The organism is Pseudomonas sp. CCC3.1, from assembly GCF_034347405.1.
GTDB lineage: Bacteria > Pseudomonadota > Gammaproteobacteria > Pseudomonadales > Pseudomonadaceae > Aquipseudomonas.
This window is the reverse complement of sequence record NZ_CP133778.1, coordinates 5,229,548-5,255,086: the sequence shown is the minus strand read 5'-3', so window position 1 is coordinate 5,255,086 and position 25,539 is coordinate 5,229,548. Positions and strand designations below refer to the sequence as shown.

Sequence of the window (25,539 nt, the reverse complement as noted above, 5' to 3'; positions counted from 1 at the left end):
GTCAGGCCTGTTGAACGAACGCCAGACGCAAGGCGAAACCAATCAGCAGGCTGCCAAATAACCATTGCTGTACACGTTGTGCACGGGGGCTGCTGTTAAGCCACTGGCCCAGCCAGGCCCCGGTCACTGCGTAAAGGCTGTCGAACATCAGGCCCACGGCCACCAACACCACCCCCAACCCCAAAAACTGCGCACCCACGGCGCCTGCCTGGCTGTTGATAAATTGCGGCAGCAATACCGAGCAAAACAACAACGCTTTGGGGTTAAGCAAATTGGTTAACACGCCGCGACGCAGCGCGCTGGTCCAGGTGAGTGCGGGTTCAAGCGTCGGGCCTGTGGATAACTGCAACGTGGTCAGCATTCCGGGTTTAAGCATACGCACGCCCAGCCACAACAAATAAGCGGCGCCGAGCAAACGCACACCATCAAAGGTCCAAGGGGCTGTTTTGAACAATGTCGCCAATCCCACGGCCGCCAAAAGCACATGACATGCCCGGGCAATGCCCAGACCCAAGGCAGTGCTGAGGGCTAAAGCGCGTCCATGTCGGGCTCCGGTTTGCAGCAGCAAAATCATGTCCGGTCCGGGCAGTAAATAAATAACAGCCAGCGCAATCAGAAACATCAACATGGCGATTCATCTCGTTAGCACGTGAGCCACGATTTTAGGGGGGAAGGCTCAAGCAGGTGGTTGCGTAATCTGCTTCAAGAACGGCTAGTCTTGGCAGAAACCACGTTTTGATTAATCAAAAGAATTCAAATATGCCAAAAATAAAATTAGACGCTTTTGATCGCCGCATTCTCGACGCTTTGCAGCGTGATGGACGCTTGAGCAATGTCGAGTTGGCCAACGAAATTGGGCTCTCGGCATCGCCGTGTTTGCGCCGGGTTCGGTTGCTGGAAGAGGCGGGTGTGATTCGCGGGTATCAAGCCAATCTGGATCGCGATGAAGTCGGGTTGGGCCTGACCGTTTTTATCGGGATCAAGGTTGAGCGCCATCACGAAGCTGAGGCCGAAGCGTTCCGGTTAGCCGTGACGGCGCTGCCAGAAGTGATCTCAGCGTTTTTGGTGTCCGGCGAATCTGATTTCTTGCTGCAGGTTGTGGTTCCGGATTTGCGCGGGTATGAACGCTTTTTGACGGGGGTGCTGCTCAAGTTGCCTGGCGTCAGTGACATTCGCAGCAATTTTGCGATCCAGACCGTGAAGGCGCCAACGGTGCTTCCGCTCAACCATTTACCGACCTCGATCTAATGGCCCGATGGCTAGGCGTTACGGTGTCTGGCGCTCTTCACGCGCCAAGATGAAGATCGCGGGCGGCTCGCAGAAGTTTCACATTATTTGTTATATCGTAACTATATATTTCAAACAGTGGAGCTTCCATGCGTGTCGATTTAGATGCCGAGGAGGGTGGCCTTGAGTCTTTGTCTCGCTTTCAAAGCGCCTCCGTTCAGGCCCGGCAACTTTTCCAGTTAGGCGTTGTACTCGCCGCCCTCGCCATCATGGCGTGGACCGTGGCGTTTTTTATCGGTTTGTTTGCCTCCGATTCGCTGTGGCCCGCGTTGCTTGATAACACTGCGGCGGCGTTGTTGGTGCTGGCGGCGGGCGCGCAATCGGCTTTCTGGGTGGCCAGTTGGCGCAAGGCGGCGTTAAACCCGCAAGCCGCTGTGATCATCGAGGCGCAACCCACTGCGCCTTTAAGTGCGTACGAACGCTTGTGCCGAAAGCTGAGCACCGAGTCGTATCGGTTGCTGAGCAATATCGGCGCTCCAGCCTTGTGGCTTGCGGGTGTCGGCGGCCTGGCCGTGTGGTGCGTGCAGCACAATTGGAACCTGTCTTTACCCGGCGCGGCCTTGGGTACATGGGGCCGCATTGCGGCTGGGGTCGCCGTGTTACTGGCGTTCGCGCTGTTGGTGTTTGAGCGTTATCTGGCGCAACAACCCGACGCTAGATGGCCAGAAGCCCGGTTGCTGGCGCCGCTGGTGCGGGTGCCGATCGTCACGTTTCTGCTGAGCGCGCTATGCCTGCTGTTTAGCAGCGACGATTCTGTATGGCCTGCCCGTCTTGCAGTGCTGACGGGCGTGTTGCCAGCAGCCGTGGCGATTGAGTTAATCCTGCGGGCAGTGGCAGCGGTGTTCAGCCCTCGGCGCGACAGGCTTGAACCGCGCATGATTGCGCAGAGTTTTGTCGCGGGGATGTTGCGCTGGCCGCCGCAACCGTTGCTGGCGCTGCAACACGAATTGCACAACCGATTTGGCATCGACCTGCGACAAATCTGGGCGTTCAGTTACATGCGCAAAGCGTTCCTCCCGGTGCTGGCAGTGATCGCGGCTGTGGGTTGGATATTGAGCGGCGTGAATGAAGTCCCGCTGCAAGGCCGTGGTATTTACGAGCGTTTTGGCAAGCCGGTTGACGTCCTCGGCCCGGGTTTGCACGCAGGCTTGCCGTGGCCATTGGGCCGGGTGCTGCCTGTCGAAAACGGCGTGGTGCACGAGCTGGCCACCAGCACGGAATCGGCTGCTGACCCGGTGCTGGCATCTGCTGATGGCCTGCCGCCGCTGACCGCCAACCGGTTGTGGGACGCCACTCATGTGAATGACAAATCCCAGGTCATTGCCAGCGGCATTGGCGACAAGCAGGGCTTTCAGATCGTCAACATGGACGTGCGCTTTGTGTACCGCATAGGCCTGAGCGACCAAGCCGCGATTGCTGCGACCTATCACAGTGCCGATGTGCCGACGCTGATCCGCAGTACCGCAAGTGCATTCTGGTGCATGACTTTGCGTCTCGTACGTTGGATGGCCTGTTGGGCGAACAGCGTACGGCGCTGGCCGATGACATCGGGCAGGCCGTGCAGGCAGATCTGGACGGTCTGGACAGCGGGGTCGAAATTCTCGCCACCGTGGTCGAGGCCATCCATCCGCCAGCCGGTGCGGCGAACGCTTATCACGCAGTGCAAGCCGCGCAAATCAGCGCGCAGGCATTGATCGCACGTGAGCGCGGCGCGGCCAGCGAACAGGCGAACGTTGCTCAATTGCAAGCCAGCATTGCCTTGGACCAGGCCAGCGCGGTGGCGCGTGAAGTGAACGCGACAGCGCAGACCTCCGACCTGCGTTTTGGCGCCGAACAAAAAGCCTATGCCCAGGCCGGTCACGCCTTTGTGCTGGAGCAGTATTTAACTCAGCTCAGCCAAGGCATGAACAACGCCAAACTGTTGATCCTCGACCACCGCCTTGGGGGCAGCAACGCGCCGACCCTCGATCTGCGTTCTTTCACGCTGCCGGCCGATCCTGTCGCGCCGCGTAAAGCTGTTCAGTAAGGAGTCTTGTTTTGAGCAACTCACACGATCATCACGCGCACGGCGGCCATCACCACGGCCACGCGCATCACGGTCACCATCATGGTGATGAGCATGAGCCGAGCCCATTTCCGTGGCGGCGCATGGGCTGGGCCGCCTTGTTGGTACTGTTCGCGGTGGCCGCGGCCAGTCTGGTGCAGGTCCGCTCGGGCGAAGCTACCGTCATCACTCGTTTTGGCAACCCGGCCCGCGTGCTGCTGGAGCCCGGTCTGGGCTGGCGCTGGCCTGCGCCATTTGAAGTCAGCGTGCCGGTGGACTTGCGCCTGCGCACCACCTCAAGCGGTCTGCAAGATGTAGGCACACGCGACGGGCTGCGCATTATTGTGCAGGCCTACGTGGCTTGGCAGGTGCAGGGCGATGCCGAAAACGTGCAACGTTTTATGCGCGCCGTGCAGAACCAGCCTGATGAAGCCGCGCGACAGATCCGCACCTTTGTCGGCTCAGCGCTGGAAACCACAGCGGCCAGTTTTGACCTGTCGAGCCTGGTGAACACCGATGCCAGCCAAGTCAAAATTGCCGATTTTGAAGCGCAACTGCGTCAACAACTCGAACAGCAATTGCTCAGTACCTATGGCGTGCGCGTGCTGCAAGTGGGCATTGAGCGCCTCACACTGCCGTCGGTCACGCTCACCGCCACGGTCGATCGCATGCGCGCCGAGCGTGAAACCATCGCCACGGAACGCACGGCTGTGGGCAAGCGTGAAGCGGCGCAGATTCGTTCGGCGGCCGAGCGCGATGCGCGCATTCTGCAAGCTGATGCCAGCGTTAAAGCGGCCGACATCGAGGCTCAGTCGCGGGTCGAAGCGGCGCAGATTTATGGGCAGGCATACGCCAGTTCGCCAGAGCTGTACAACCTGCTGCGCTCGCTCGATACATTGGGGACGATGGTTAATCCGGGCACCAAAATTATTTTGCGCACGGATGCAGCACCGTTCCGGGTTCTGGTCGACGGACCGCCGTCATTGGACAGCAAGGCTGGAGCGCGTCCATGAACCTCGACTCTGAAGACACCCCAGGTGTCAGCAGCCCGTGGCAACAAGCGGGGCGCTTAGCGTTTTTGGGGCTATATGCGGTGACGGTTTTTGCCGCTGTGGCGTGGGGTGTTTCCAATGTGCGGCAGATCGACCCGCAAAACCGTGCCGTGGTGTTGCGCTTTGGCGCCCTGGATCGCATCCACAATGCCGGTTTGCTATGGGCCTGGCCGCAGCCTTTTGAACAAGTGGTGATCGTGCCTGCCGCCGACCGTGTGAGCGAGCGGCGGATTGAAAACCTGCTGCGTTCGGACAGCGCCTTGCAGGCTGATCGGGTGGCAACCTTTGCCACGCCGATCAACGATGCGCTGGCGGGCTCCGGGTATTTGCTGACCGGCGATGCGGGCGTTGTGCAATTGGATGTGCGGGTGTTTTACAACGTCACCGACCCTTATGCCTTCGTGCTGCAAGGCGAACATGTGTTGCCCGCGCTGGATCGGGTGGTCACGCGCAGCGCAGTGGCGCTGACCGCGGCCCGGGATTTGGACACCATTCTGGTGGCGCGTCCTGAGTTGATTGGCAGCGACAAACAGGCGGCCGAACGCCGCGAGCGGTTGCGCGGTGATTTGGTGCAAGGCATCAATCAGCAATTGGCGGCATTGAGCGCCACGGGGCAGGGCTTGGGTTTGGAAGTGGTGCGGGTTGACGTGCAATCGAGTTTGCCGGGCCCGGCAGTGAATGCGTTCAACGCCGTGCTCACCGCCAGCCAGCAAGCCGAAAAAGCGGTGGCCAATGCACGCAACGACGCGGCCAAAGTGACTCAGGCGGCGACCCAGGAAGCCGACCGCAGTGTGGAACAAGCGCACGCTCAAGCCAGTGAACGTTTGGCCCAAGCTCAGTCGGACACAGCAGGCATCGTCAACCTGGCCAAGGTGCAACAGGCAGGCAATGACCCCGGTTTGTTGCTGCGTTTGTATCGGGAACGCCTGCCGAAAATTTTGGGGCAGGCCGGTTCTGTCACCACCGTTGACCCTAAAGATGATTCCCGCCTGATTATTCAGGGAGCCGAACAATGAGTACGTCTGCAACGCAACCCGCCGTCAGCATGCTGAGCAGCGCCGAGCAACGCAGCGCCGCCCGCCAACTGACCCTGGCGATGCTGGCGCTGGGTTTATTGGCACTTGGTCTGGTATGGCGCTGGTGGATGCCCTTGCAAGTGGGCACCAGTCAGTTACTGCTGGGGTTTGCCTCGCTGTTGGTGGCGGTGCCGGTCATGCGGTCGGCGTGGTACAGCCTGCGTTATCCAAGCCTGCACGGCATCACCGACCAACTGATAGCCCTGGCGATGTTGGGCGCATGGGCCACCGGCGATTTACTGACCGCAGCACTGTTGCCGATCATCATGATTTTTGGCCACGTGCTCGAAGAGCGCAGCGTGATCGGCTCGCAAGAAGCCATTCATGCACTGGGCAAACTGACCCGCAGCCAAGCGCGTTTGTTTCAGGCCGACGGCAGCTTGCGCGAAGTCGACAACAGCACGCTCAACCCTGGCGACCAGGTTGAAGTGCGCGCTGGCGATCGGGTCCCTGCTGATGGCGTGGTGTTATCGGGGCAAGCGAGCCTCGACACGGCGTCGATTACCGGGGAGTCGGTGCCGCTGGAAGTCAGTGTCGGGATGCCCATTTTTGGTGACGCAATCAACCTCGACGGCTTGTTGCGGGTTGAGGTGACGCGCACAGGTGAGGAGTCGACACTGGGCAAAGTCATCGCTCTGATGCAAAACGCCGAGCGCGCCAAACCGCCGATTACCCGTTTGCTGGAGCGTTACGCGGGCGGTTACATGGTGCTGGTGTTGATGATCGCGGCCGTGACCTGGTTTATCACCAACGATGCCCAAGCCATGCTCGCGGTGTTGGTGGCTGCATGCCCCTGCGCGTTAGTGTTATCGGCACCGGCCACGGCCATTGCCGGAATCGCGGTGGCTGCGCGCCACGGGATTTTGATCCGCAGTTCGGCGTTTCTTGAAGAACTGGCTGACCTGACGTCATTGGTTGTGGATAAAACCGGAACCCTGACTTACGGCACCTTGCGTCTGCAAGCGATTGAAACCGAGCACGCCGATCACCCGCCGCTGTTGCAACTGGCCGCCAGTCTGGGCGCCGCCAGCAGTCACCCGGTGAGCCGTGCCTTGGCGGGTTTGGTCAGCCATGCGCACATGCTTGAGCTGAGCGATGTTCGCGAGCGTCAGGGACTGGGGGTGGTGGCCAGCACCGAGCAAGGCGAAGCGGCATTGGGTCGGCCTGAGTTATTCGACCAATTGACTATTACCACCACGCCAGTGCCGGAACATGATGGTCCGATTGCGGGGCTTTCGCTTGATGGGCAATTCCTCGGTTGGTTGCTACTGGCAGACAGCGTCAAGCCAGAAGCCCAACAGGCGTTGAGTGAGTTGCGTGAGTTGGGGCTTGGGCGTCAGGTCTTGTTGACGGGTGACCGTCAGAGCGTGGCCGAGCATATGGCGCAAGTGGTGGGCATCAGCGAAGTGCAGGCCCAGGCATTGCCAGAAGACAAATTGAAGCGTGTACTGAGCGAAATCGACAGCGGCTTCAGGCCGATGGTCGTGGGTGACGGGATCAACGATTCGCTCGCGCTCAAGGCCGGAGTGGTTGGCGTTGCGATGGGCGCTGGCGGGGCAGACATTGCATTGGCCTCCTCAGACATCGTGCTGATTGGCAGTGACCTGCGCCGCTTGGGCACCTGCGTGCGACTGAGCCGCGAGTGTCGGCAGACGTTGCAGGTCAATGTGTTCATCGGGCTTGGCTGGACCTTGGCCATTGTTGCCGCCGCCGCGTTTGGTTGGCTGGGTGCTGCTGGCGCGATGATTGCCGCGTTGTTGCACAACCTCAGCACGCTGTTGGTGCTGGGCAATGCCGGACGCTTGCTGCGTTTTCATGAACCACTGGAGGCACCTGCCAGCGTGACTCACGCTCAGCCCGAAAGCTGACCACATTGGCTCTAGACTCCGCCTTTCGGCTCCTGGCGCTGAAAGTTTCCGCTAATCGTCTAACCTATAGTTTCGTTGTTCTGAATGAAGGGGGACTCACTGATGCTTGCGCAACTGCCACCAGCTTTACAGAAACTTCAGCTTCCATTACGGCTAAAACTTTGGGACGGGCACGAGTTCAATTTGGGGCCGGAGCCCAGTGTCACGATTGTGGTCAAGGACCCGCAGCTCGTGGCGGAGTTTACGCACCCCAGTCTTGATCTATTGGGCAGCGCGTTTGTCGAGGGCAAGCTTGAGCTTGAGGGCTCTATCAGCGAAGTGATTCGGGTCTGTGATGAGTTAAGCCAAGCGCTGGTGTCGGAAGATGTCACCCGGCCTTCGCGCGTGCACCACGATAAAGAAACTGATGCGGCTTCCATTTCTTATCACTACGACCTGTCCAACGACTTTTATCAGTTGTGGCTTGATCGCGATATGGCCTATTCCTGCGGCTATTTTGAAACCGGTGAAGAGACGCTTGATGAAGCCCAGCAAGCCAAGTTTCGCCTGCTGTGTCGCAAGTTGCGGCTAAAGCCGGGCGAGTATTTATTGGACGTGGGATGCGGTTGGGGTGGGCTGGCGCGCTTCGCGGCTCGCGAATACGGGGTCAAAGTATTTGGCATTACCCTGAGTAAAGAACAGCTGGCGTTGGGGCTTGAACGCGTCAAGGCCGAAGGCCTGCAAGATAAAGTTGACCTGCAACTGCTGGACTACCGGGATCTGCCGCAAGACGGCCGTTTCGACAAAATCGTCAGCGTGGGCATGTTTGAGCATGTGGGGCACGCCAACTTGCGTGAGTACTGCGAAATCCTCTCGAACGCTGTCCGCGAAGGCGGCCTGGTGATGAACCATGGCATTACCGCCAAGCACACTGACGGGCGCCCGGTGGGTCGTGGGGCAGGGGATTTTATCGACCGTTATGTCTTCCCGAATGGCGAGCTGCCGCATCTATCGATGATCACCGCCGAGATCAGTGAGGCCGGTTTGGAAGTGGTCGATGTCGAAAGTCTGCGTCTGCATTACGCGCGCACTTTGGAGCATTGGAGTCAGCGTCTGGAAAAAAATCTAGAGGCCGCTTCCAAGATGGTGCCTGAGAAAGCCTTGCGTATCTGGCGGCTGTACCTGGCGGGCTGTGCCTATGCGTTTACCCATGGCTGGATCAACATCGATCAAATATTGGCGACCAAACCCCATGCCGATGGCTCAATCGAATTGCCACCGACACGTGCGGATATTTATCGCTGAGCGTCGTGTTTGAACATTCCCAAGCCGTGCCGCTGCCTGCGACACGGCTTTTTTTTGTGGCTTTACAAGATAGGCGACACCAGTCGGGCGATGCGCATTCCCAGTTGTTGTAAGCGATGCGTGGCCTTGATGTCGTCATGGGTCACTTCGCGCGCCAAGGCGAAGTCATCCAGCAACATGTGTTCAACCTCAGTGGCGAACGCTTGGTCGACGGTCAGCAACATCACTTCGAAGTTGAGGCGGAACGAACGGTTGTCCATGTTGGCGCTGCCAATGGCGCTTATTTCGTTGTCGACCAACACCACTTTCTGATGCACGAAACCGGGTTGATAACGGAAGATCCGCACGCCTGCTCGCACTGCTTCGAAGGCATACAGGCTGGATGCCGCGAAGACAATTTTATGGTCGGGGCGAGACGGGATCAGGATGCGCACATCCACCCCTCGCAGAACGGCGAGGCGCAATGCCGAGAACACCGCTTCATCTGGCACAAAGTAGGGCGTGGTTATCCACACCCGTTGATTGGCGGCGTGAATGGCCTCGACGAAAAACAGTGAACAGGTTTCGTATGGATCCGCCGGGCCGCTGGCCATGAATTGGCAGAGCATGCCGTTTTCGGGATAGCTCTGCGGCAGGATCAGCGGCGGCAATTGCCGTGATGCCCAGAACCAGTCCTCGGCAAAAGATTCTTGCAGGCAAGCCACCACCGGGCCACTGACTTCGACATGGGTATCGCGCCAAGGCGAGAGTGGAGGCTTGGCCCCCAGGTATTCATCGCCCACGTTATGGCCGCCGACAAACCCTTTCACGCCATCCACCACGACCACTTTTCGGTGATTGCGGAAGTTCACCTGGAAGCGACTGATCCAGCCCCCGCGCGTGGCAAATGCGTAGGTTTGAACACCGCCAGCGCGCAGGCTTTCACTGTAGCTTTTCGGCAAGGAGTGGCTGCCAATGCTGTCGTACAGCACATGCACCGCCACCCCTTCAGCGGCTTTTTGCAATAGCAGGGCGTGTAGCTGCATCCCGAGTTTGTCGTTGTGGATGATAAAGAACTGAACCAGTACCACCTTCTTGGCTGAGCGAATGGCGCTAAAAATCGCCTCGAAGGTGGCCGTGCCATTGATCAGCAAACGCACGTTGTTGTTCGCCAGGCACGGCATGCGCCCCAGTTTTGGCATGGCACGCAATGATGCGTAGGCTTTGGAGTTTCGAGCCGCGAGCGCTTCTTCAACCCACGGACGCCAGTTCAGATCGGTGATGGCTTCGCGCATTTCCTGATTGGCATCGCGTCGGGCGCGAATGTAATCGTCGAAGGTGCTGCGACCAAATATCAGGTACGGGATGAGTGTGAAGTAGGGAATAAAGAACAGTGACATGGCCCATGCAATCGAGCCCTGAGCTGTTCGTACGGTTAATACCGCATGCACCGCTGCAATCAAGCCTAAGCTGTGGATCAGTAAAATCAGATAACCAATTACGTGTGGGCCTAAATAATCCATGCGTATCCTTGCTCCTGAATGTCCAACGCCTCAGTACAACAGACCGTGTTTTAGGGCGAATGTGCTATTTGGTTTGCAGTGCAACACCCGCTTGTTTTTGACGTCTAACGCGGACAATTCCGTAGGAGTGACATTGATGAATGTTCGTCTGCTCGGGCTGCTTGTAGCCTGTGGTTTATCCATCCCCGTGGCTCAAGCCCAAATGCTGCAACCGGGTCTTTGGGAAGTGACCTCCAGCAATATGCAGGTGGACGGTCAACAGCTTCCAGACCTGCAGGTAATGTTAGGTCAGTTTCAGAACATGATGACCCCAGAGATGAAGAGGCAGTTGGAAAGCCAGGGGTTAAGCATGGGCGGGAAAGGGATCCGCGTGTGCCTCACACCTGAGCAAGTGAAGACGAATGACATTCCGCTGACCGACCCCAAGTCCGGTTGTAATCAGCAGATTACTGAGCGTAGTGGAAATCAGTGGAAGTTCCGGTTTAGTTGTCCAAAAGCCCAGGGTGCCGGGGTAGCAACGTTCGCCAGCGATCGTGAGTTTACGACTCAGGTGATGGGCACTTTCAATGCCACGGGTGTTCAGCAAAAGGGCAGCATGGACACGCGTGCTCTTTGGCTAGGGCAAGACTGTGGAACGGTTAAACCGCGTACCTGATGAATCAACGCCGCGCACGTGTTCAGGCCGTGCGCGGATTGATTGCTGATTACTGAGCCCTCCAGTTCCAGCGACTCTCAGCCACAGCATCATGGCTGTGCAAACTTTCTGCGTGGACCACCTTCACGTTGAAGCCATTCACACCCGGCACGGCCTTTAACGCGACATTCAACCGGCGCGCTGCATCCTCGCAAAACATCAAGTTCTGACCATTGGCCAACGCGAAGGCTTGCTCGTCGGCGCGTTTTACTGCGGTTTGCACGGCGGTCCCCAACGCTCTTTCTGCCTCATCAATGACTACCTCGATGGGTAATTGCTGCACTTCGGTACTGAGCAGTGTCTGCAAAAAAGCAGTGCTTCTTTGGCTGTGAGGTGTTGCAACAATGCCCTGCGAACTGCCAAGCCACGTTAAAACCTCAGCGTGCTGCAATGGCTTATTAGCAAAGTCATCCACGAACTGCTGCTGAATGAGTTGCCGTGCCAAGGCCGCTGAGCATGGGCAAGTCGATGAATAGTTCACCTCTACTTTTAGTTCCACGTGGAACATTCCGTTTTTCAGAGAGGCATCGATGCTCACCGGGTAACTCTTCCAGCCACTCAATGGGCTGACTAGCGCCGGGCGTTTTAGCAGCATCTGTGTGTGAATTCTCAGGTAGGCGCAGATCGATAAATCATCGTGACTGTCGAGAAATTGCTGCAAAATTTTTTTCAAAAGTAGCGGGTTCAGGTCCTGCGACTCTAATACTTCGAGCGCTAGATAAAGTCGCGACATGTGGATTCCACGGGCTTCACCATCATCCAGGCTCACACCTGCATCGGCCGTGGCGGTGAGTCGTTGACCCTCAATCACAATCGGCAGGGCAATGCCGCACATCCCCACCCATTCCAGAGGAACAATTTGTCGAGCGTTTTGCGAGGCAATATCAGGAAGGGTTAGCGCGTTCATAAAAAGAGCTTCCGTCGGGAAAATAGAGTTGGTGTTACAAGATAACAATTACACTGAGCTGTATTGTTATAATGTATCATTATCTGCAGACCTGAAAGGGTCAAGCCAACAAGCGGGCGCTTTGACCTGCCAACCCCTGATGAGGAACTTCCATGCGTAAACGCCTACCAGTGACCGTGTTGTCTGGCTTTCTCGGTGCAGGAAAAAGCACCCTCTTGAATTACATTTTGCGTAACCGCGAAAACTTGCGCGTGGCCGTGATCGTCAACGACATGAGTGAAATCAATATTGATGGCGGTGAAGTACAGCGTGACGTCAGCCTCAATCGCGCCGAAGAAAAATTGGTCGAAATGAGCAACGGCTGTATCTGCTGCACCCTGCGTGAAGATTTGTTGGAAGAGGTCAGCAAGTTGGCCAAAGACGGTCGATTTGATTATTTATTGATCGAATCGACGGGTATTTCAGAGCCGCTGCCCGTGGCAGAAACGTTCACCTTTCGCGACGAATCGGGCCAAAGTCTGGCCGATATTGCCCGGCTGGATACGATGGTCACGGTGGTGGATGGCCTGAATTTCTTGCAGGACTATCAGGCCGCAGAAAGCTTGGCCTCGCGTGGCGAGACCTTGGGTGAAGATGATGAGCGCTCGATCACGGACCTGTTGATTGAACAAATCGAGTTCGCTGACGTTATTTTGATCAGCAAAATCGACCTCATCAGCAGCGTCGAACGTCTGGAGTTGATCGCCATTCTTGAGCGTCTGAATGCTCAGGCTGAAATCATCCCGATGGTGATGGGCGAAGTCCCACTGAAAAAAATTCTCGATACCGGTCGTTTTGACTTTGATCGAGCGGCTCAGGCACCGGGCTGGTTACAAGAGTTACGCGGTGAGCATGTGCCAGAAACCGAGGAGTACGGCATTGCGTCCACGGCCTATCGAGCACGGCGGCCATTTCATCCCGAACGGTTTTTTAACTTTATTGATCGCCCCTGGACCAACGGCAAATTGCTGCGCTCCAAAGGTTTTTTCTGGCTGGCCAGCAAGTACCAGGAAGCGGGCAGTTGGTCACAGGCGGGCGGGTTGATGCGTTACGGGTTTGCCGGGCGCTGGTGGCGTTTTGTGCCCCGCGACCAATGGCCGCAAGACCCGGAAAGCACAGCTGAAATTCTTAAAAAATGGCTCCCGGATACTGCTGATTGCCGTCAGGAGTTGGTGTTTATCGGCCAGCACATCGACTTTGCCCTGCTCTCGGCCGAGCTGGATGCGTGCTTGCTCAATGATCAGGAAATGGCCCTCGGCGTAGAGGGCTGGAAGCAGCTGAATGATCCCTTTGGCGAGTGGCACGAAGAGGTGGCTGCATGATGAATCTAGCTCGTACTGCGCAGCCATTGGTCGGTCACGTGCGTGGGACAACGCCTGATGTCATGGCCCGAGTCTTGGACGACGACATCAATCTAGCGATTTGGCAGCGCCAGTTACCGCTGCATATCAGCGATTTTGCGGCTTTATTGCTCTCGCTCGACGAGCCGCTGGCCGACGCACTGGTGCTTGAAATGGCCGATGAAAAAGCCCAGCCCAACCTGAAAGGGCTGGCCAGCAGGTTCAATGATTTAGAAGGCTATGAGGGCTTCATTGCGGATATTTCCTGGCTCGTCAGTGCCTACGCCTGCTTGTTGGGCGCCAAACGCGTTGGACTGCGTCTCAGGGCCCTGGATAAGGCGATGTGCCCACGATTTCACGTGGACCACGTGCCTGTAAGGCTAATTACCACGTACGCGGGTATTGGCAGTCAGTGGTTGCAGGAAGGCGTGATGGAGCGCCGTCATTTGGGCCAAGTGCATGCAGAGCTAAGCGACCCTTCACACATTGAACACATACAGACCGGCGAAGTGGCCTTGCTCAAGGGCGAGAAATGGCAGGGCAATGAGGGCGCGGGTTTGATCCACCGCTCTCCAGCCTTGGCAGACGGTGAGCGACGGTTAATTTTGACCCTGGATTGGTTGGCCTGAGGCATATTGCTTCTTTCGATCAAAACAGAAGCTGGCGATGATGTTGCAGAACATTCCTACCCACGTGATTGCCGGGCCGTTAGGCGCCGGCAAAACCAGCGTGATTCAGCACCTGATGACGCAAAAGCCTGAGCACGAACGCTGGGCGGTACTGGTCAATGAGTTCGGTCAAATCGGGCTGGATGCGGCGCTGATGAGCGCTGGAGGCGATGACATCGCCATTGCTGAAGTCGCTGGCGGCTGCGTGTGTTGCGTCAACGGGGCGCCTTTTCAGATTGGTTTGAGCCGTCTTTTGCGCAAGGCCCGACCTGATCGGTTGTTTATCGAACCTTCGGGTTTGGGGCATCCCGCGCAAATCCTGAAACAGCTCAGCGAGGCTCCCTGGCTGGGTGTTTTGGCCCTGCAGCCGTGCGTCATGGTGCTCGATGCACAGGCCGTGGCCCAAGGAAAACCACTGCCTGAAACCCAGCAAACGGCCCTGGAAACGGCCGGTTTAGTGGTCATGAATAAATCTAATAGTGTGCAAAATGAGCAACGTGAGCAAATTGCATATGGCCTGCCAAAGTGCCCTGTTTTATGGGTCGAGCAGGGCCGAATCCCTTTAAATACGCTGCCTGCAGCCCACGTGAATGATATTCATCCTGTGGATAACTCATTGATTTATAAGGATTTTACTCGAATTGGCAGCGTTTTTACCGACCCCGAAACCCCGATTCAGCTGACCCAGATTCAACCTGAAGGATGGAGTGTTGGTTGGCGTTGGCATGCTTCTCGGCAATTTGATTTGAGTGGGCTGGAGCACTGGCTAAAAAGCTTGAATTGGCGCCGTGCCAAGCTGGTTATCCGCGCTTCAGAGGGCTGGTTTTCAAGTAACTCTGTGGATAACTCGCTTGAGCAGTGGAAATCCAGCGAATGGCGTCAGGATTCACGCATCGAATTGATATTTGAGGGTCAGCAAGACCTGGAATGGCTCCGTTCCGGTCTGGAAAACTGCCTGATAAAGGAAGAGAGGTGAGCTGTACGGGTAAGAAACCCAGTGTTTACGGCGATTCTGTGCTGGTAAAATTGTCCTACAATTTAAAGTGTGTGCAGCCGTTTTTCTGCCGAAAAAGCTGCTGGAAGTGTCTAGATCAAGGGTTATAGCGGAGTTATCCACAGGGGGCTTGTAGCCGCTATCGCAGGCTGCGATGGGTTGCGTCGCGACTCTCTGACACATTGAAAGCGAAAGTCCTTCGGCCCTTATCGCAGCCTTCGGCAGCGGCTACAGAGGTTATGACGGCAGGTCAGTGGCGTGTTTTGCTGTGTTCTTGGCGCCATTGGCTGAGTTCAATCACCTGGGCGCTGGGAACGACGCTTGGCTCAGGTTCGTCCTCGGCCTTGACCGGGTAGGGCGGCAGGTCGATTTTGGCGCTGTGGGCACCGAACTGAGTGATGGTCCCGGTATGGCGCTGATCGCCGGTTACCGTGAACTCGAAGTTATACACGCGGGCCAGGCGCTTCTGGCCGTTGGCATCGGCAATAAAACCGATTTTCTTGAGCGCGACGTTTTCATCCAGCAGCTCGATGTCGAGTTTTTTGCAGTGCTGTTTGACCCGTTCCAGCGCCCGTTCTCGCAGGCCGTGGTTGTGCCACAGCCAAGCAGCGCCCGTTGCCAGCAGCATCAGCACAAACATATTTCCAAGGGTCAGCATTAAGTGCGCTCCAACAGATTCGGTTCAGCTTAACTGCGTCTTCAGTCTGTCGTACAGGTTGTGTTTAGTCGCATACTGCGTGGCTCGAATCCATCCGCAGTCTGGAATCCGGCATGAAACGTACACCTCATCTCCTCGCCATCCAATCCCACGTGGTTTTCGGCCATGCCGGCAACAGCGCAGCAGTGTTTCCCATGCAGCGTGTGGGTGTGAATGTCTGGCCTTTGAATACCGTGCAGTTCTCTAACCACACTCAGTATGGTCAGTGGGCAGGCGAAGTGTTGGCCCCAGAGCAAATTCCTGCGCTGGTTGAAGGCATTGCCGCCATTGGCGAGCTGGGTAACTGTGATGCTGTGCTGTCCGGCTATTTGGGCAGTGCCGCGCAAGGCCGGGCGATTCTCAGCGGCGTGGCGCGTATCAAGGCGGCAAACCCTAAGGCCTTGTACCTGTGCGACCCGGTGATGGGACACCCGGAGAAAGGCTGCATCGTGCCCCAGGAAGTCAGTGATTTTCTGCTCGACGAAGCGGCCGCCGTTGCAGATTTCTTGTGCCCCAACCAGTTAGAGCTGGACAGCTTCTGTGGTCGCCAGCCGCAATCGCTCTTTGATTGCCTGGCAATGGCGCGCAGTCTGCTGGCTCGCGGCCCGAAAGCGGTGCTGGTCAAGCACTTGTCTTATCCCGGCAAGCCCGCAGAAAGCTTTGAGATGTTGCTGGTGACTGCCGAGGGCAATTGGCACCTGCGCCGCCCCCTGTTGGCCTTCCCGCGCCAGCCGGTGGGCGTAGGCGATTTGACCTCGGGGTTGTTCCTGGCGCGCGTGTTGCTGGGTGACAGCCTGGTGGCGGCCTTTGAGTTCACAGCGGCGGCCGTGCATGAAGTGCTGCTCGAAACCCAGGCCTGTACCAGCTACGAGTTGCAACTGGTGCGTGCCCAAGACCGCATTGCTCATCCGCGTGTGCGGTTTGAAGCGACGCCAATCAGTTTGTAACCCGCCAATATCGCCAACGCCCTGTAGGAGCGAGCTTGCCTCGCGATCTTTTAGACGATCAAAAGATCGCGAGACAAGCTCGCTCCTACAGGCGGGCGGTGTTTTTACAGCGTTTCGTCTTTCAATTCACGGTAGCGTTTTTCCAGTTCCTGGCGGATCTGGCGACGTTGTTTGCCCTGGATAAAGCGGCGCTTGTCTTCACTGTTCAGCGGCTGCAAAGGCGGCACTGAAGCCGGTTTACGGTCGTCGTCCACCGCCACCATGGTGAAGAAGCAGCTGTTGGTGTGGCGCACTGAGCGTTCACGGATATTTTCGGTAACGACTTTGATCCCGACTTCCATCGAGGTATTGCCGGTGTAGTTGACCGACGCGAGGAAGGTGACCAGTTCGCCGACATGAATCGGCTCACGGAAAATAACCTGATCCACCGACAAGGTGACCACATAACGTCCTGCGTAACGGCTGGCGCAGGCGTAGGCCACTTCGTCGAGGTACTTGAGCAGGGTTCCGCCGTGAACATTGCCAGAAAAATTGGCCATGTCCGGGGTCATCAAGACCGTCATCGACAGTTGGGAGTTTCCGGGTTCCATAGCAGCAGGCTCGCGGTTGTGTTGCAGCAGTGAAATGGGTATCTCTGCGGATACTTTGCGATTTTTTGAAACAGTTAATAACGGGACGTTGCCGTTTTGGCTGCCGTCACGCACTTACGTATCTGTTTCCATATATTGCACCGCCTTTCTGTAGGAAGTCGCGGTGTTAACCTGCAAAAGTCCTTCGATCGGACAATTCCTACATTTAAAACAAGCGATATGCACGGCTGGCTAGGCTGTGTCTGTCGTTTTGTTGCTGGATAAAAATCAAAAAGGAGCGTCACGCCATGCATGCCATCAGCTTTATTCAGGATTTGGCAGTCATCATGCTGGTCGCAGGCGTGGTGACTATTCTGTTCCACCGGTTCAAGCAGCCGGTGGTGCTGGGTTACATCGTGGCGGGTTTTATTATCGGCCCGCACACCCCGCCTTTTGGCCTGATCCACGATGAAGAAACGATTAAAACCCTGGCCGAGCTGGGGGTGATTTTTTTGATGTTCTGCCTGGGGCTGGAGTTCAGCCTGCGTAAGTTATTCAAGGTCGGGGCCACGGCGTTTATTGCAGCGTTTATGGAAATTACGCTGATGATCTGGATTGGCTATGAAATTGGCCGCTGGTTTGACTGGAACACCATGGACTCGCTGTTCCTGGGCGCCATTCTGGCGATTTCCTCGACCACGATCATCGTTAAAGCACTTAACGACCTGAAGATGAAAAATGAGCGTTTTGCGCAGCTTATTTTTGGCGTGCTGATCGTTGAAGACATCCTGGGCATCGGGATTATTGCCTTGCTGTCGAGCATTGCCGTCAGTGGCAGTGTGAGCCCCGAAGAAGTCTTTTCGACGGTCGGCAAACTGTCTCTGTTCATGATTGTGGCGCTGGTCATCGGCATCTTGCTGGTGCCGCGGGTGCTGGCGTATGTGGCCAGGTTTGAAAGTAATGAAATGTTGCTGATCACCGTGCTGGGGCTGTGCTTCGGTTTCTGCCTGCTGGTGGTCAAGCTGGAATACAGCATGGTGTTGGGCGCATTTTTGATCGGTGCAATCATGGCCGAATCGCGTCAGTTACTGAAAATCGAACGCCTGATCGAGCCGGTACGTGATCTGTTCAGTGCGATCTTTTTTGTCGCCATCGGTCTGATGCTCGACCCCGCCATTTTGATGGAATATGCGTTGCCAATTGTGGTGATTACCGTCGCTGTGGTCCTGGGAAAGATGCTTTCCTGCGGGCTTGGAGCCTTTATCGCGGGCAATGACGGACGCACCTCATTGCGGGTAGGGATGGGTCTCTCTCAGATCGGAGAGTTTTCATTCATCATTGCCGCGCTGGGAATGACCTTGCAGGTCACCAGCAGCTTCCTGTACCCCGTCGCGGTCGCGGTATCGGTTCTGACCACCTTGATGACGCCCTACCTGATTCGGGCCGCAGACCCGCTCTCGCTGAAGCTGGCGCAGGTTGTCCCTAACCGGGTTTCGCGGGTTTTTGGGCTGTATGGCGAGTGGTTGCGCAGCATTCAGCCGCAGGGAGAGGGCGCCTTACTCGCGGCCATGATCCGAAAAATATTGCTGCAGGTGGGCGTTAACCTGGCGCTGGTCATCGCTATTTTCTTTGCGGGCGGTTATTTCGCTCCCCGAATCGGCCGGTATTTGCAGGGTTGGATTCTGGAACCGAGCTGGCAGAAAGCAATGATCTGGGGCTTGGCCTTGCTGCTGTCGCTGCCGTTTTTAATCGCGGCGTATCGCAAGCTTAAGGCGCTATCGATGCTGCTGGCGGAGATGGGTGTCAAACCTGAAGTGGCCGGGCGGCACACGCAGCGTGTGCGTCGGGTGATCTCTGAAGTGATCCCGATTTTGTCGTTGCTGGTGATTTTTCTGCTGCTGTCGGCGTTGTCGGCGAGCATTCTGCCCACCAACGAGCTGCTCATCGTGATTGCGGTGGTGGCGGCGGGGGTTGCGGCGCTGTTGTGGCGCTGGTTTATCCGCATCCATACGCGCATGCAGGTTGCGCTGCTGGAGACGCTGGACAACCACAAGGAAGGCGGCCACTGAGTAACAGGTAGGAGCGAGCTTGCCTCGCGATCTTTTGATGGTTTAAAAGATCGCGAGGCAAGCTGTTGTGCCTCAGCTTTCCAGCCAGACGTCCCGTGCCCAGTGCCAGACTGATTCCCAGGTCTCTTCGGTCACGAGTTCTTCTTCGCCTGACCACAGCACCACGGTGCCGTCTTCTTCGACGCAGTAGTAGTCGTCGCCGTCCTGACAGATCGGGATCATGCTGCGGTCAACGCCAGCGTCCCAAGCGTTTGCGGCCACATCGGGCAGGTAAGTGTGCGACTGCGGGTCGGTCACGGTCACCGGCTCCAGGCTGCCGTATACGACGTCGCTGACGGTCAGCAAAAACTCTCTGAAGACAAAAGGAATGTCGATGAACAATTGTTCTTCGATTTCTACCAGTTGATCTTCGTCAGGCAGTTCCAGGGGAACGGGCACAGGCTCATTGGCTTCACGCAATTGTTCGATGATTTCTTCCACGACCTCAATCCTCATGCTCTATGGCGCGGTTTATATGACGGGCTTTATACAGTAGCTCGTTATAAGTGCAATCGTGAAATGCAAAGCCCCGGACAAGTCCGGGGCTTTGGTTACAACGTGTAGCGCCTGAGGAATCAGCCGTTTTGGCGGATACCGGCAACCAGCCAAGGCTGATTTTCGCCTTGTGGACGTTCCATGTTCCAGCTTTCGCTGAACACTTCGCCCTGGTCGAAACGCGAGGTTTTAGACACGCCGCTGAAGGTCAGGGTCGCGATAGTCTTGTCGGCGCGATCATCCACACCTTCAAGCTGTACACGCAGGTCGTCGATGTAAGTCGACTGGAAGGCGTCGCCCAATTCGGCACGCTCGCGCTTCAGGAACTCCAGCAGTTGCGGGGTCACGAACTCGGCGATCTTGTCCATTTCGTTGGCGTCCCAGTGTTGCTGCAGGGACTGGAAGTGGTTGCGCGCCGCTTCAACGAAACGCTCTTCGTTGAACCAGGCCGGAGCGTTGATCACCGGACGGGCAGCAGCAGGTGCAGCCGAACCGCCGAAGATCGCGCCCATGGCAGGCTTTTGCTCGAACACTTCACGCTGCATAGGAGCGCCAGCCGGAGCCATGCCTTCTTGCTGCTTGCGACGGCGAGCGGCAATGAAGCGGAAGATCACAAAGGCGATGACCGCCATGATCAGGATGTCGAAGAACTGCATGCCCTGGAAGCCGCCGCCCATGAACATGGACGCCAGCAGACCGCCAGCAGCGATACCGGCCAGAGGGCCTAACCAGCGCGAAGCACCGCCGGCTTTGGCAGCCGCGCCTGCGGCACCGGCAGCACCTGCGGTGGCAGCAGCACCGCCAGCACCCGCTGAAGGGGCCATTTGGCTAGTCTGATGGCTCGGCGCGGCGCCGGAGCTTTTGCCGCCGCCGAAGCGTTTGGCGTTCGCGTCGAGGCTCATCGTCAAACCGATGCACAACGCCATAGCGATGCTAAGAAAACGTTTCATAAAGGGAATTCCCATTTGTGGATGACACGCGCGCCATGTTGCACAGGTGAGGTGTGACTGGCTAGCAGTGATATGTTTCGGGCTTTTGCCTAATTGGCAGTAGGACGGTTCCTAGAGTCGCGTGGTCTCTGTAGGAGCGAGCTTGCCTCGCGATCTTTTGATCGTTTAAAAGATCGCGAGGCAAGCTCGCTCCTACCGTTTTAACACCAACATCACCACGCCAGCGGTAATCAAACCAATCCCGCCCCATTGGCGCAGGTCGAGTTTTTCACCCAGCAGCAGTACACCAATGATCGCCACCAGCACCACGCTGAGTTTGTCCACCGGGGCGACCAGCGACGCAGGCCCCAGTTTCAAGGCGCGGAAGTAGCAGATCCACGAAGCACCGGTGGCTAACCCCGACAGCAGCAAAAACAAGTAACTGCGGGGCGAGATCGAACTCAGGGACTGGTATTGCCCGGTGGCATAGAGAATCAGCGCCAGACTCACCAGCACCACGATGGTGCGCAGCAAGGTCGCAAAGTCAGAGTTGACGTTCTCGATGCCCACTTTGGCAAAAATGGCGGTCAGCGCCGCAAAGGTGGCTGACAACAGGGCCCAGAATGTCCAGGAAGAAAAAAAACCTGAGCCCATGTTGCCTACCTTATCGTTGGATCGCTGTCGGGTTGCTGTCAGACGGCTTCAAGCTTGGCGTAGCCCATCATCAGCCACTTACTGCCCTCGGAGAAGTTCACCTGCACGCGGGCCTGTGCGCCAGCGCCCTCGAAATTGAGGATGACACCTTCACCAAAGACCGCGTGCTTGACCAGTTGGCCCAGTTTGAATTCGGTTTCCGGGATCTCCGAACCGCCAAACAGCGTGCTCGCGCTTTGCTGTTGACCGCCGCCGAAAGGACGACTGACGCTGTTGGACAGCCGAACTTCTTGAATCAGACCTTTTGGCACTTCACGTACGAAGCGTGAAACCTTGTTGTAGGTTTCTGCGCCGTACAGACGTCGGGTCTCAGCATAGGTCATGACCAGGTTGTGCATCGCCCGGGTGATGCCCACGTAGGCCAGACGGCGTTCTTCTTCAAGACGGCCCGGTTCTTCGAGGCTCATTTTGTGCGGGAACAAGCCTTCTTCCATTCCGACCAGGAACACATACGGGAACTCCAGACCTTTGGCGCTGTGCAGCGTCATCAGTTGGATACCGTCTTCGTGCTCCTCGGCCTGCGTGTCACCCGCTTCCAGTGAAGCGTGGCCAAGGAAGGCCGCCAGTGGCGACAGTTCTTCGTCTTCTTCATTACTTTCGAAGTTGCGCGCAGCGCTCACCAGTTCCTCAAGGTTTTCTACCCTGGCCTGGCCTTTCTCGCCTTTTTCCGCTTCATGGTAGGCAATCAACCCGCTTTGCTCGATGACGGTTTGGGTCATCAGGTGCAGCGGCATGTCCATGACTTTGGCGGCGAGGTTCTCGATCAGTTCGACAAAGCCTGCGATGGCGCCAGAGGCACGTCCCGGCAAGGCTTTATTGGCGATCAGCTGGCGCATGGCCTCCCACATCGACACATCGCTGTGGCGTGCGTGCTCGCGAATGGCTTCGACGGTCTTTTCGCCGATGCCGCGCGCTGGAACGTTGATCACCCGCTCCAGTGCCGCATCGTTGCCGCGGCCTTCCAGCAAGCGCATGTAGGCCATGGCGTTTTTGATTTCAGCGCGTTCGAAGAAGCGCTGGCCACCATAGATGCGGTACGGGATACGCTCGCGCAGCAACGCCTCTTCAAGCACCCGCGATTGGGCGTTGGAGCGGTACAAGATGGCGATGTCGCTGTGGGCAAGACCGGTTTTCAAGGCGCTTTCGATGGTTTCGACCACGTAGCGCGCTTCGTCGTGCTCGTTGAAGGCCGCGTACAGATTAATCGCTTCGCCGTCACCGCCGTCAGTCCACAACTCTTTACCCATGCGCCCGCTGTTGTTGGCAATCAGGGCGTTGGCCGCTTTGAGGATGCCCGCCGTGGAGCGATAGTTTTGCTCCAGACGAATGGTTTCGGCGTCCGGGAAGTCGGTCGAGTACTGGTAGATGTTTTCAATCTTGGCGCCGCGCCAGCCGTAAATCGACTGATCGTCATCGCCCACCACCATCAAGCTGTCGCCGCCTTTGGCCAGCAAGCGCAGCCAGGCGTATTGAACGGCGTTGGTGTCTTGAAATTCGTCGACCAGAATATGCCGGAAGCGTTTCTGGTAATGCGCAAGCAAGCCGGGGTTGTCGCGCCACAGGTCGAGGGCGCGCAATAGCAGCTCAGAGAAGTCGATTACGCCGGCGCGCTGGCATGCGGCCTCGTAGGCCTCGTAAATGTTGCGCATGGTGGCCAGGAACAGATCGCCGCTGGCTTGAATGTGTTGTGGGCGCAGGCCTTCGTCTTTCTGGCCGTTGATAAACCATTGCGCCTGGCGCACCGGCCAGCGCTGTTCATCCAGCCCCAGCTCACGCATCACACGTTTGACCAAGCGTTGCTGGTCATCGCTGTCGAGGATCTGGAAGGTCTGGCTCAAGCCAGCCTCTTGCCAGTGTGCCCGCAGCAGGCGGTGAGCCAGCCCGTGGAACGTGCCCACCCACATGCCGGCCGGGTTGATACCCATTAGCTGCTCGATGCGGTGGCGCATCTCGGCAGCGGCCTTGTTGGTGAACGTCACCGACAGCACGGAGTGCGGGGACGCGTTCTCGACCTGGATCAACCAAGCGATACGGTGCACCAGCACACGGGTTTTGCCGGAACCTGCGCCGGCCAGAACCAACTGACGCCCGACACTGGCCGTGACGGCCTGACGTTGGGCATCGTTGAGGGAATTTAATAAGAGAGAGAGGTCTTCGCGCATCGGCGCATTCTAGGGTGCTGGGTCCAACCGGGCAAACCCCAATCCTGTTCTATGTGCAGGTCTGCCTGGCCGTCCGTCGCAGCTCTGGGCCGAGTGTCAAAAATGAGTGCATATAGAGTGTTAAATCGGCGAGTTAATTCGCTGACTCTATTTCGTCTATTTTTTGACGTTTCACCGTTTGGTCGCGGGCACGGCTTGTGTATGCTCGGGCGACGTTTTGGCTCATCCACTTTATTTAAGAACACTGCCGATGAATCAGAGTTTTACCTCGCTGGGAATTTATTCCGGTTTAGGGTTCGGGCTTTTTCTGGCGCTGCTGGGTACTGTTGCCTGGCAAATCAATCTGATTAATCAGCGTCGCCAAGTACGTCGCCAGCACCACCAGGGGTTGTTCGCAGACCTGCAGCAAGCCAATGTCCGCAGTGAACAACTGAATTCGGAGCTTGCCCATGAGGTGGAGCAGCGGCGGTTGGCGTCGACCGTGTTTGAGGCGGCCAGCGAAGGCATTGTGATTCTCGACCCCACGTACAAAATGCTGGCGGTCAATCAGGCGTTTAGCCGGATCAGTGGCTATGCGGTGGACGATCTGGTGGGGCGTCGCGTCGATGAGCTGGCCTGTAGCCGCGATGCGCGTCGGCATTTTCCGATTATTCGCGCCTCACTCGATCAGCAGGACTGTTGGCAGGGCGAACTGGTTGAGGCCCGCAAGAACGGCGAGCTTTACCCGCAATGGCTGCAACTCAAAGTGGTGCGCGATGCAGCCGCGCAGGTCAGCCACATCGTGGCGTTTATCAGCGACCTTTCGGCGCGCCGACGTTCTGAGGCGCGGGTGCGCCATCTCACGCATTTTGATGAACTGACCGGCCTGGCTAATCGGCTGTTGTTCAAAGAGCGTCTGGAAGAGGCCAATCAGCGTATTCGCCAGGGCACCTCGCGCAACCTCGCCCTGCTGCACATCGACCTCGACCGCTTCAAGCTGCTCAATGACAGCCTGGGGCATGAGCTGGCCGATCAAGTGCTGCAACAAATTGCCGAGCGCTTGACCAAGGCCTTGCCGGAGGCCGATACGATTGCGCGACTGTCTGGCGATGAGTTTGCTGTGTTGTTCGATGCCTATGGCAGCCTGACCAGTCTGGCGCGGGTGGCGACGCGGCTGCTTGGCAAGCTGGGTCGGCCGCTGGTGGTGGATGGCCACGAACTGGTGATCAGCGCGTCAATCGGTATCAGTTTGTTGCCGGACAGCGCACGCGACATTGCGCTGTTGGTCAGCCAGGCCAGCAAAGCCATGCATCAGGCCAAACACGTGGGCGGCGGCACATTCCAGTTTTTCAGTCACAGCTTGCAACACAGCACCCTTGAGCGTTTGCAGTTGGAAAATCAACTGCGCAAAGCCATCACCGATCGCCAGCTCAGTGTTTTCTACCAGCCCAAGTTGTGCCTGAAAACAGGGCGGTTGCAGGCTGTCGAAGCGCTGGTGCGCTGGGATCACCCGCAGTTGGGCAGCGTCTCGCCGAGCGACTTTATTGCGCTGGCCGAGGAAACAGGGCTGATCGATGCAATTGGCGAGTTTGTATTGCGCGAAGCCTGCCGTCAGGCCAGTGAATGGAGGCGTGCGGGGCTGGTACCGATACGGGTGTCGGTGAACCTGTCGGGCCATCAATTGCGCCAGGGCAACCTGGTCAGCCTGGTGCGTCAGGTCCTCGAAGACACCGGGCTGGCGCCGCACTGCCTGGAACTTGAGCTGACGGAAAGTCAGCTGCTTGAGAATGTCGAATACGTGATTGCGACCTTCCAGCAACTCAACGAACTGGGTGTGAAACTGGCGATCGATGACTTTGGCACCGGCTACTCATCGCTCAGCTACCTCAAGCGGTTTGCAGTGGATTACGTGAAGATTGATCAAACCTTTATTCGGGGTGTCGGGACCTGTGCCGAGGACGATGCCATCACCAAGGCAATCATCGCCATGGCTCACAGTCTGGAGTTGAAAGTGGTGGCCGAAGGTGTTGAAAACGAGGTGCAACTGGCGTTTCTCAAGGCGCACCAGTGTGACGAAGTGCAGGGGTATTTGATCAGCAGCCCGATCAACGCAGCGGCGCTAGGTGACTTGTTACGCGTCGGCGTCGCACTTTTGTAGTGTCCTCACAGGCTACAAAGTGCCGA

20 protein-coding genes and 2 pseudogenes are annotated in these 25,539 nt (G+C 57.2%); 13 read left to right on the top strand and 9 right to left on the bottom strand.

Features of this window, described 5'->3' with window-relative positions; genetic code table 11:
• Window position 1: 1 nt before the first annotated feature.
• Window positions 2–628, bottom strand: coding sequence for a LysE family translocator (locus RHM56_RS22950; protein WP_322236345.1), 627 nt, complete (start codon window positions 626–628; stop codon window positions 2–4).
• A 140-nt stretch (window positions 629–768) separates the two neighbouring features.
• Here RHM56_RS22950 and RHM56_RS22945 point away from each other — a divergent pair, with 140 nt between their 5' ends.
• From RHM56_RS22945 to cfaB, 6 genes and pseudogenes are all read left to right on the top strand, one after another.
• Entirely contained in the window at window positions 769–1,248 is a 480-nt protein-coding gene (locus tag RHM56_RS22945; RefSeq protein WP_322241851.1) for an Lrp/AsnC family transcriptional regulator, read from the top strand.
• Window positions 1,249–1,376: 128 nt separating this feature from the next.
• Window positions 1,377–3,313, top strand: a pseudogene (gene hflK / locus RHM56_RS22940) (protease modulator HflK).
• A gap of 11 nt (window positions 3,314–3,324) precedes the next feature.
• Entirely contained in the window at window positions 3,325–4,344 is a 1,020-nt protein-coding gene (locus RHM56_RS22935) for a protease modulator HflC (protein ID WP_322236343.1), read from the top strand.
• Window positions 4,341–5,399: a protease modulator HflK gene (locus RHM56_RS22930; RefSeq protein WP_322236341.1), complete on the top strand. Its 1,059-nt coding sequence runs from the start codon at window positions 4,341–4,343 to the stop codon at window positions 5,397–5,399. The genes RHM56_RS22935 and RHM56_RS22930 overlap by 4 nt, the downstream gene beginning before the upstream one ends.
• Window positions 5,396–7,327, top strand: coding sequence for a cation-translocating P-type ATPase (locus RHM56_RS22925; protein WP_322236339.1), 1,932 nt, complete (start codon window positions 5,396–5,398; stop codon window positions 7,325–7,327). The genes RHM56_RS22930 and RHM56_RS22925 overlap by 4 nt, the downstream gene beginning before the upstream one ends.
• 102 nt (window positions 7,328–7,429) lie before the next feature.
• Window positions 7,430–8,611, top strand: coding sequence for a C17 cyclopropane fatty acid synthase CfaB (cfaB, locus tag RHM56_RS22920; protein WP_322236337.1), 1,182 nt, complete (start codon window positions 7,430–7,432; stop codon window positions 8,609–8,611).
• Window positions 8,612–8,673: 62 nt separating this feature from the next.
• On the opposite strand, the gene cls is transcribed toward cfaB, so the two are convergent.
• A complete protein-coding gene (gene cls, locus RHM56_RS22915) occupies window positions 8,674–10,113 on the bottom strand; it encodes a cardiolipin synthase (protein ID WP_322236335.1) in 1,440 nt (479 codons plus the stop codon).
• A gap of 136 nt (window positions 10,114–10,249) precedes the next feature.
• On the opposite strand from cls, the gene RHM56_RS22910 reads away from it, so the two are divergent.
• The gene (locus RHM56_RS22910; protein ID WP_322236333.1) at window positions 10,250–10,768 is read left to right on the top strand and encodes a DUF3617 domain-containing protein; all 519 of its coding nucleotides are present in this window, start codon (window positions 10,250–10,252) and stop codon (window positions 10,766–10,768) included.
• Between the two features lie 49 nt (window positions 10,769–10,817).
• Here the strand turns inward: RHM56_RS22910 and folE2 are convergent, their stop codons facing one another.
• Window positions 10,818–11,714, bottom strand: coding sequence for a GTP cyclohydrolase FolE2 (gene folE2 / locus RHM56_RS22905; protein WP_322236331.1), 897 nt, complete (start codon window positions 11,712–11,714; stop codon window positions 10,818–10,820).
• Between the two features lie 152 nt (window positions 11,715–11,866).
• On the opposite strand from folE2, the gene zigA reads away from it, so the two are divergent.
• The 3 genes from zigA to RHM56_RS22890 are packed head-to-tail and all read left to right on the top strand — an operon-like array spanning window position 11,867 to window position 14,737.
• A complete protein-coding gene (gene zigA / locus RHM56_RS22900; protein WP_322236329.1) occupies window positions 11,867–13,075 on the top strand; it encodes a zinc metallochaperone GTPase ZigA in 1,209 nt (402 codons plus the stop codon).
• On the top strand, window positions 13,072–13,722 hold the full coding sequence (locus tag RHM56_RS22895) for a DUF1826 domain-containing protein (protein WP_322236327.1): 651 nt from the start codon (window positions 13,072–13,074) through the stop codon (window positions 13,720–13,722). The genes zigA and RHM56_RS22895 overlap by 4 nt, the downstream gene beginning before the upstream one ends.
• 40 nt (window positions 13,723–13,762) lie before the next feature.
• The gene (locus tag RHM56_RS22890) at window positions 13,763–14,737 is read left to right on the top strand and encodes a CobW family GTP-binding protein (RefSeq protein ID WP_322241850.1); all 975 of its coding nucleotides are present in this window, start codon (window positions 13,763–13,765) and stop codon (window positions 14,735–14,737) included.
• Window positions 14,738–15,005: 268 nt separating this feature from the next.
• Here RHM56_RS22890 and RHM56_RS22885 read toward each other — a convergent pair whose 3' ends face one another.
• Window positions 15,006–15,413 (bottom strand): DUF3301 domain-containing protein, encoded by a 408-nt coding sequence (locus tag RHM56_RS22885; RefSeq protein ID WP_322236325.1) that lies wholly within the window; start codon window positions 15,411–15,413, stop codon window positions 15,006–15,008.
• Window positions 15,414–15,526: 113 nt separating this feature from the next.
• Between RHM56_RS22885 and pdxY the strand changes: the two genes are divergently transcribed.
• Window positions 15,527–16,399, top strand: coding sequence for a pyridoxal kinase PdxY (pdxY, locus tag RHM56_RS22880; RefSeq protein WP_322236323.1), 873 nt, complete (start codon window positions 15,527–15,529; stop codon window positions 16,397–16,399).
• Window positions 16,400–16,503: 104 nt separating this feature from the next.
• On the opposite strand, the gene RHM56_RS22875 is transcribed toward pdxY, so the two are convergent.
• Window positions 16,504–16,989 (bottom strand): acyl-CoA thioesterase, encoded by a 486-nt coding sequence (locus tag RHM56_RS22875; protein ID WP_322236321.1) that lies wholly within the window; start codon window positions 16,987–16,989, stop codon window positions 16,504–16,506.
• A 287-nt stretch (window positions 16,990–17,276) separates the two neighbouring features.
• Between RHM56_RS22875 and RHM56_RS22870 the strand changes: the two genes are divergently transcribed.
• Window positions 17,277–19,037 (top strand): cation:proton antiporter, encoded by a 1,761-nt coding sequence (locus tag RHM56_RS22870; protein ID WP_322236319.1) that lies wholly within the window; start codon window positions 17,277–17,279, stop codon window positions 19,035–19,037.
• A gap of 72 nt (window positions 19,038–19,109) precedes the next feature.
• On the opposite strand, the gene RHM56_RS22865 is transcribed toward RHM56_RS22870, so the two are convergent.
• The 4 genes from RHM56_RS22865 to uvrD form a co-directional block, all read right to left on the bottom strand.
• On the bottom strand, window positions 19,110–19,517 hold the full coding sequence (locus RHM56_RS22865) for an SMI1/KNR4 family protein (protein ID WP_017739032.1): 408 nt from the start codon (window positions 19,515–19,517) through the stop codon (window positions 19,110–19,112).
• Between the two features lie 134 nt (window positions 19,518–19,651).
• Entirely contained in the window at window positions 19,652–20,521 is an 870-nt protein-coding gene (locus tag RHM56_RS22860; RefSeq protein WP_019409089.1) for a Tim44 domain-containing protein, read from the bottom strand.
• A gap of 192 nt (window positions 20,522–20,713) precedes the next feature.
• Complete coding sequence (locus RHM56_RS22855) at window positions 20,714–21,154, bottom strand: EamA family transporter (RefSeq protein WP_322236315.1); 441 nt, start codon at window positions 21,152–21,154, stop codon at window positions 20,714–20,716.
• A 38-nt stretch (window positions 21,155–21,192) separates the two neighbouring features.
• On the bottom strand, window positions 21,193–23,376 hold the full coding sequence (gene uvrD / locus RHM56_RS22850; RefSeq protein ID WP_322236313.1) for a DNA helicase II: 2,184 nt from the start codon (window positions 23,374–23,376) through the stop codon (window positions 21,193–21,195).
• Between the two features lie 457 nt (window positions 23,377–23,833).
• Here uvrD and RHM56_RS22845 point away from each other — a divergent pair.
• Window positions 23,834–25,513, top strand: a pseudogene (locus tag RHM56_RS22845) (putative bifunctional diguanylate cyclase/phosphodiesterase); the annotation flags it as partial.
• Between the last annotated feature and the right edge of the window lie 26 nt (window positions 25,514–25,539).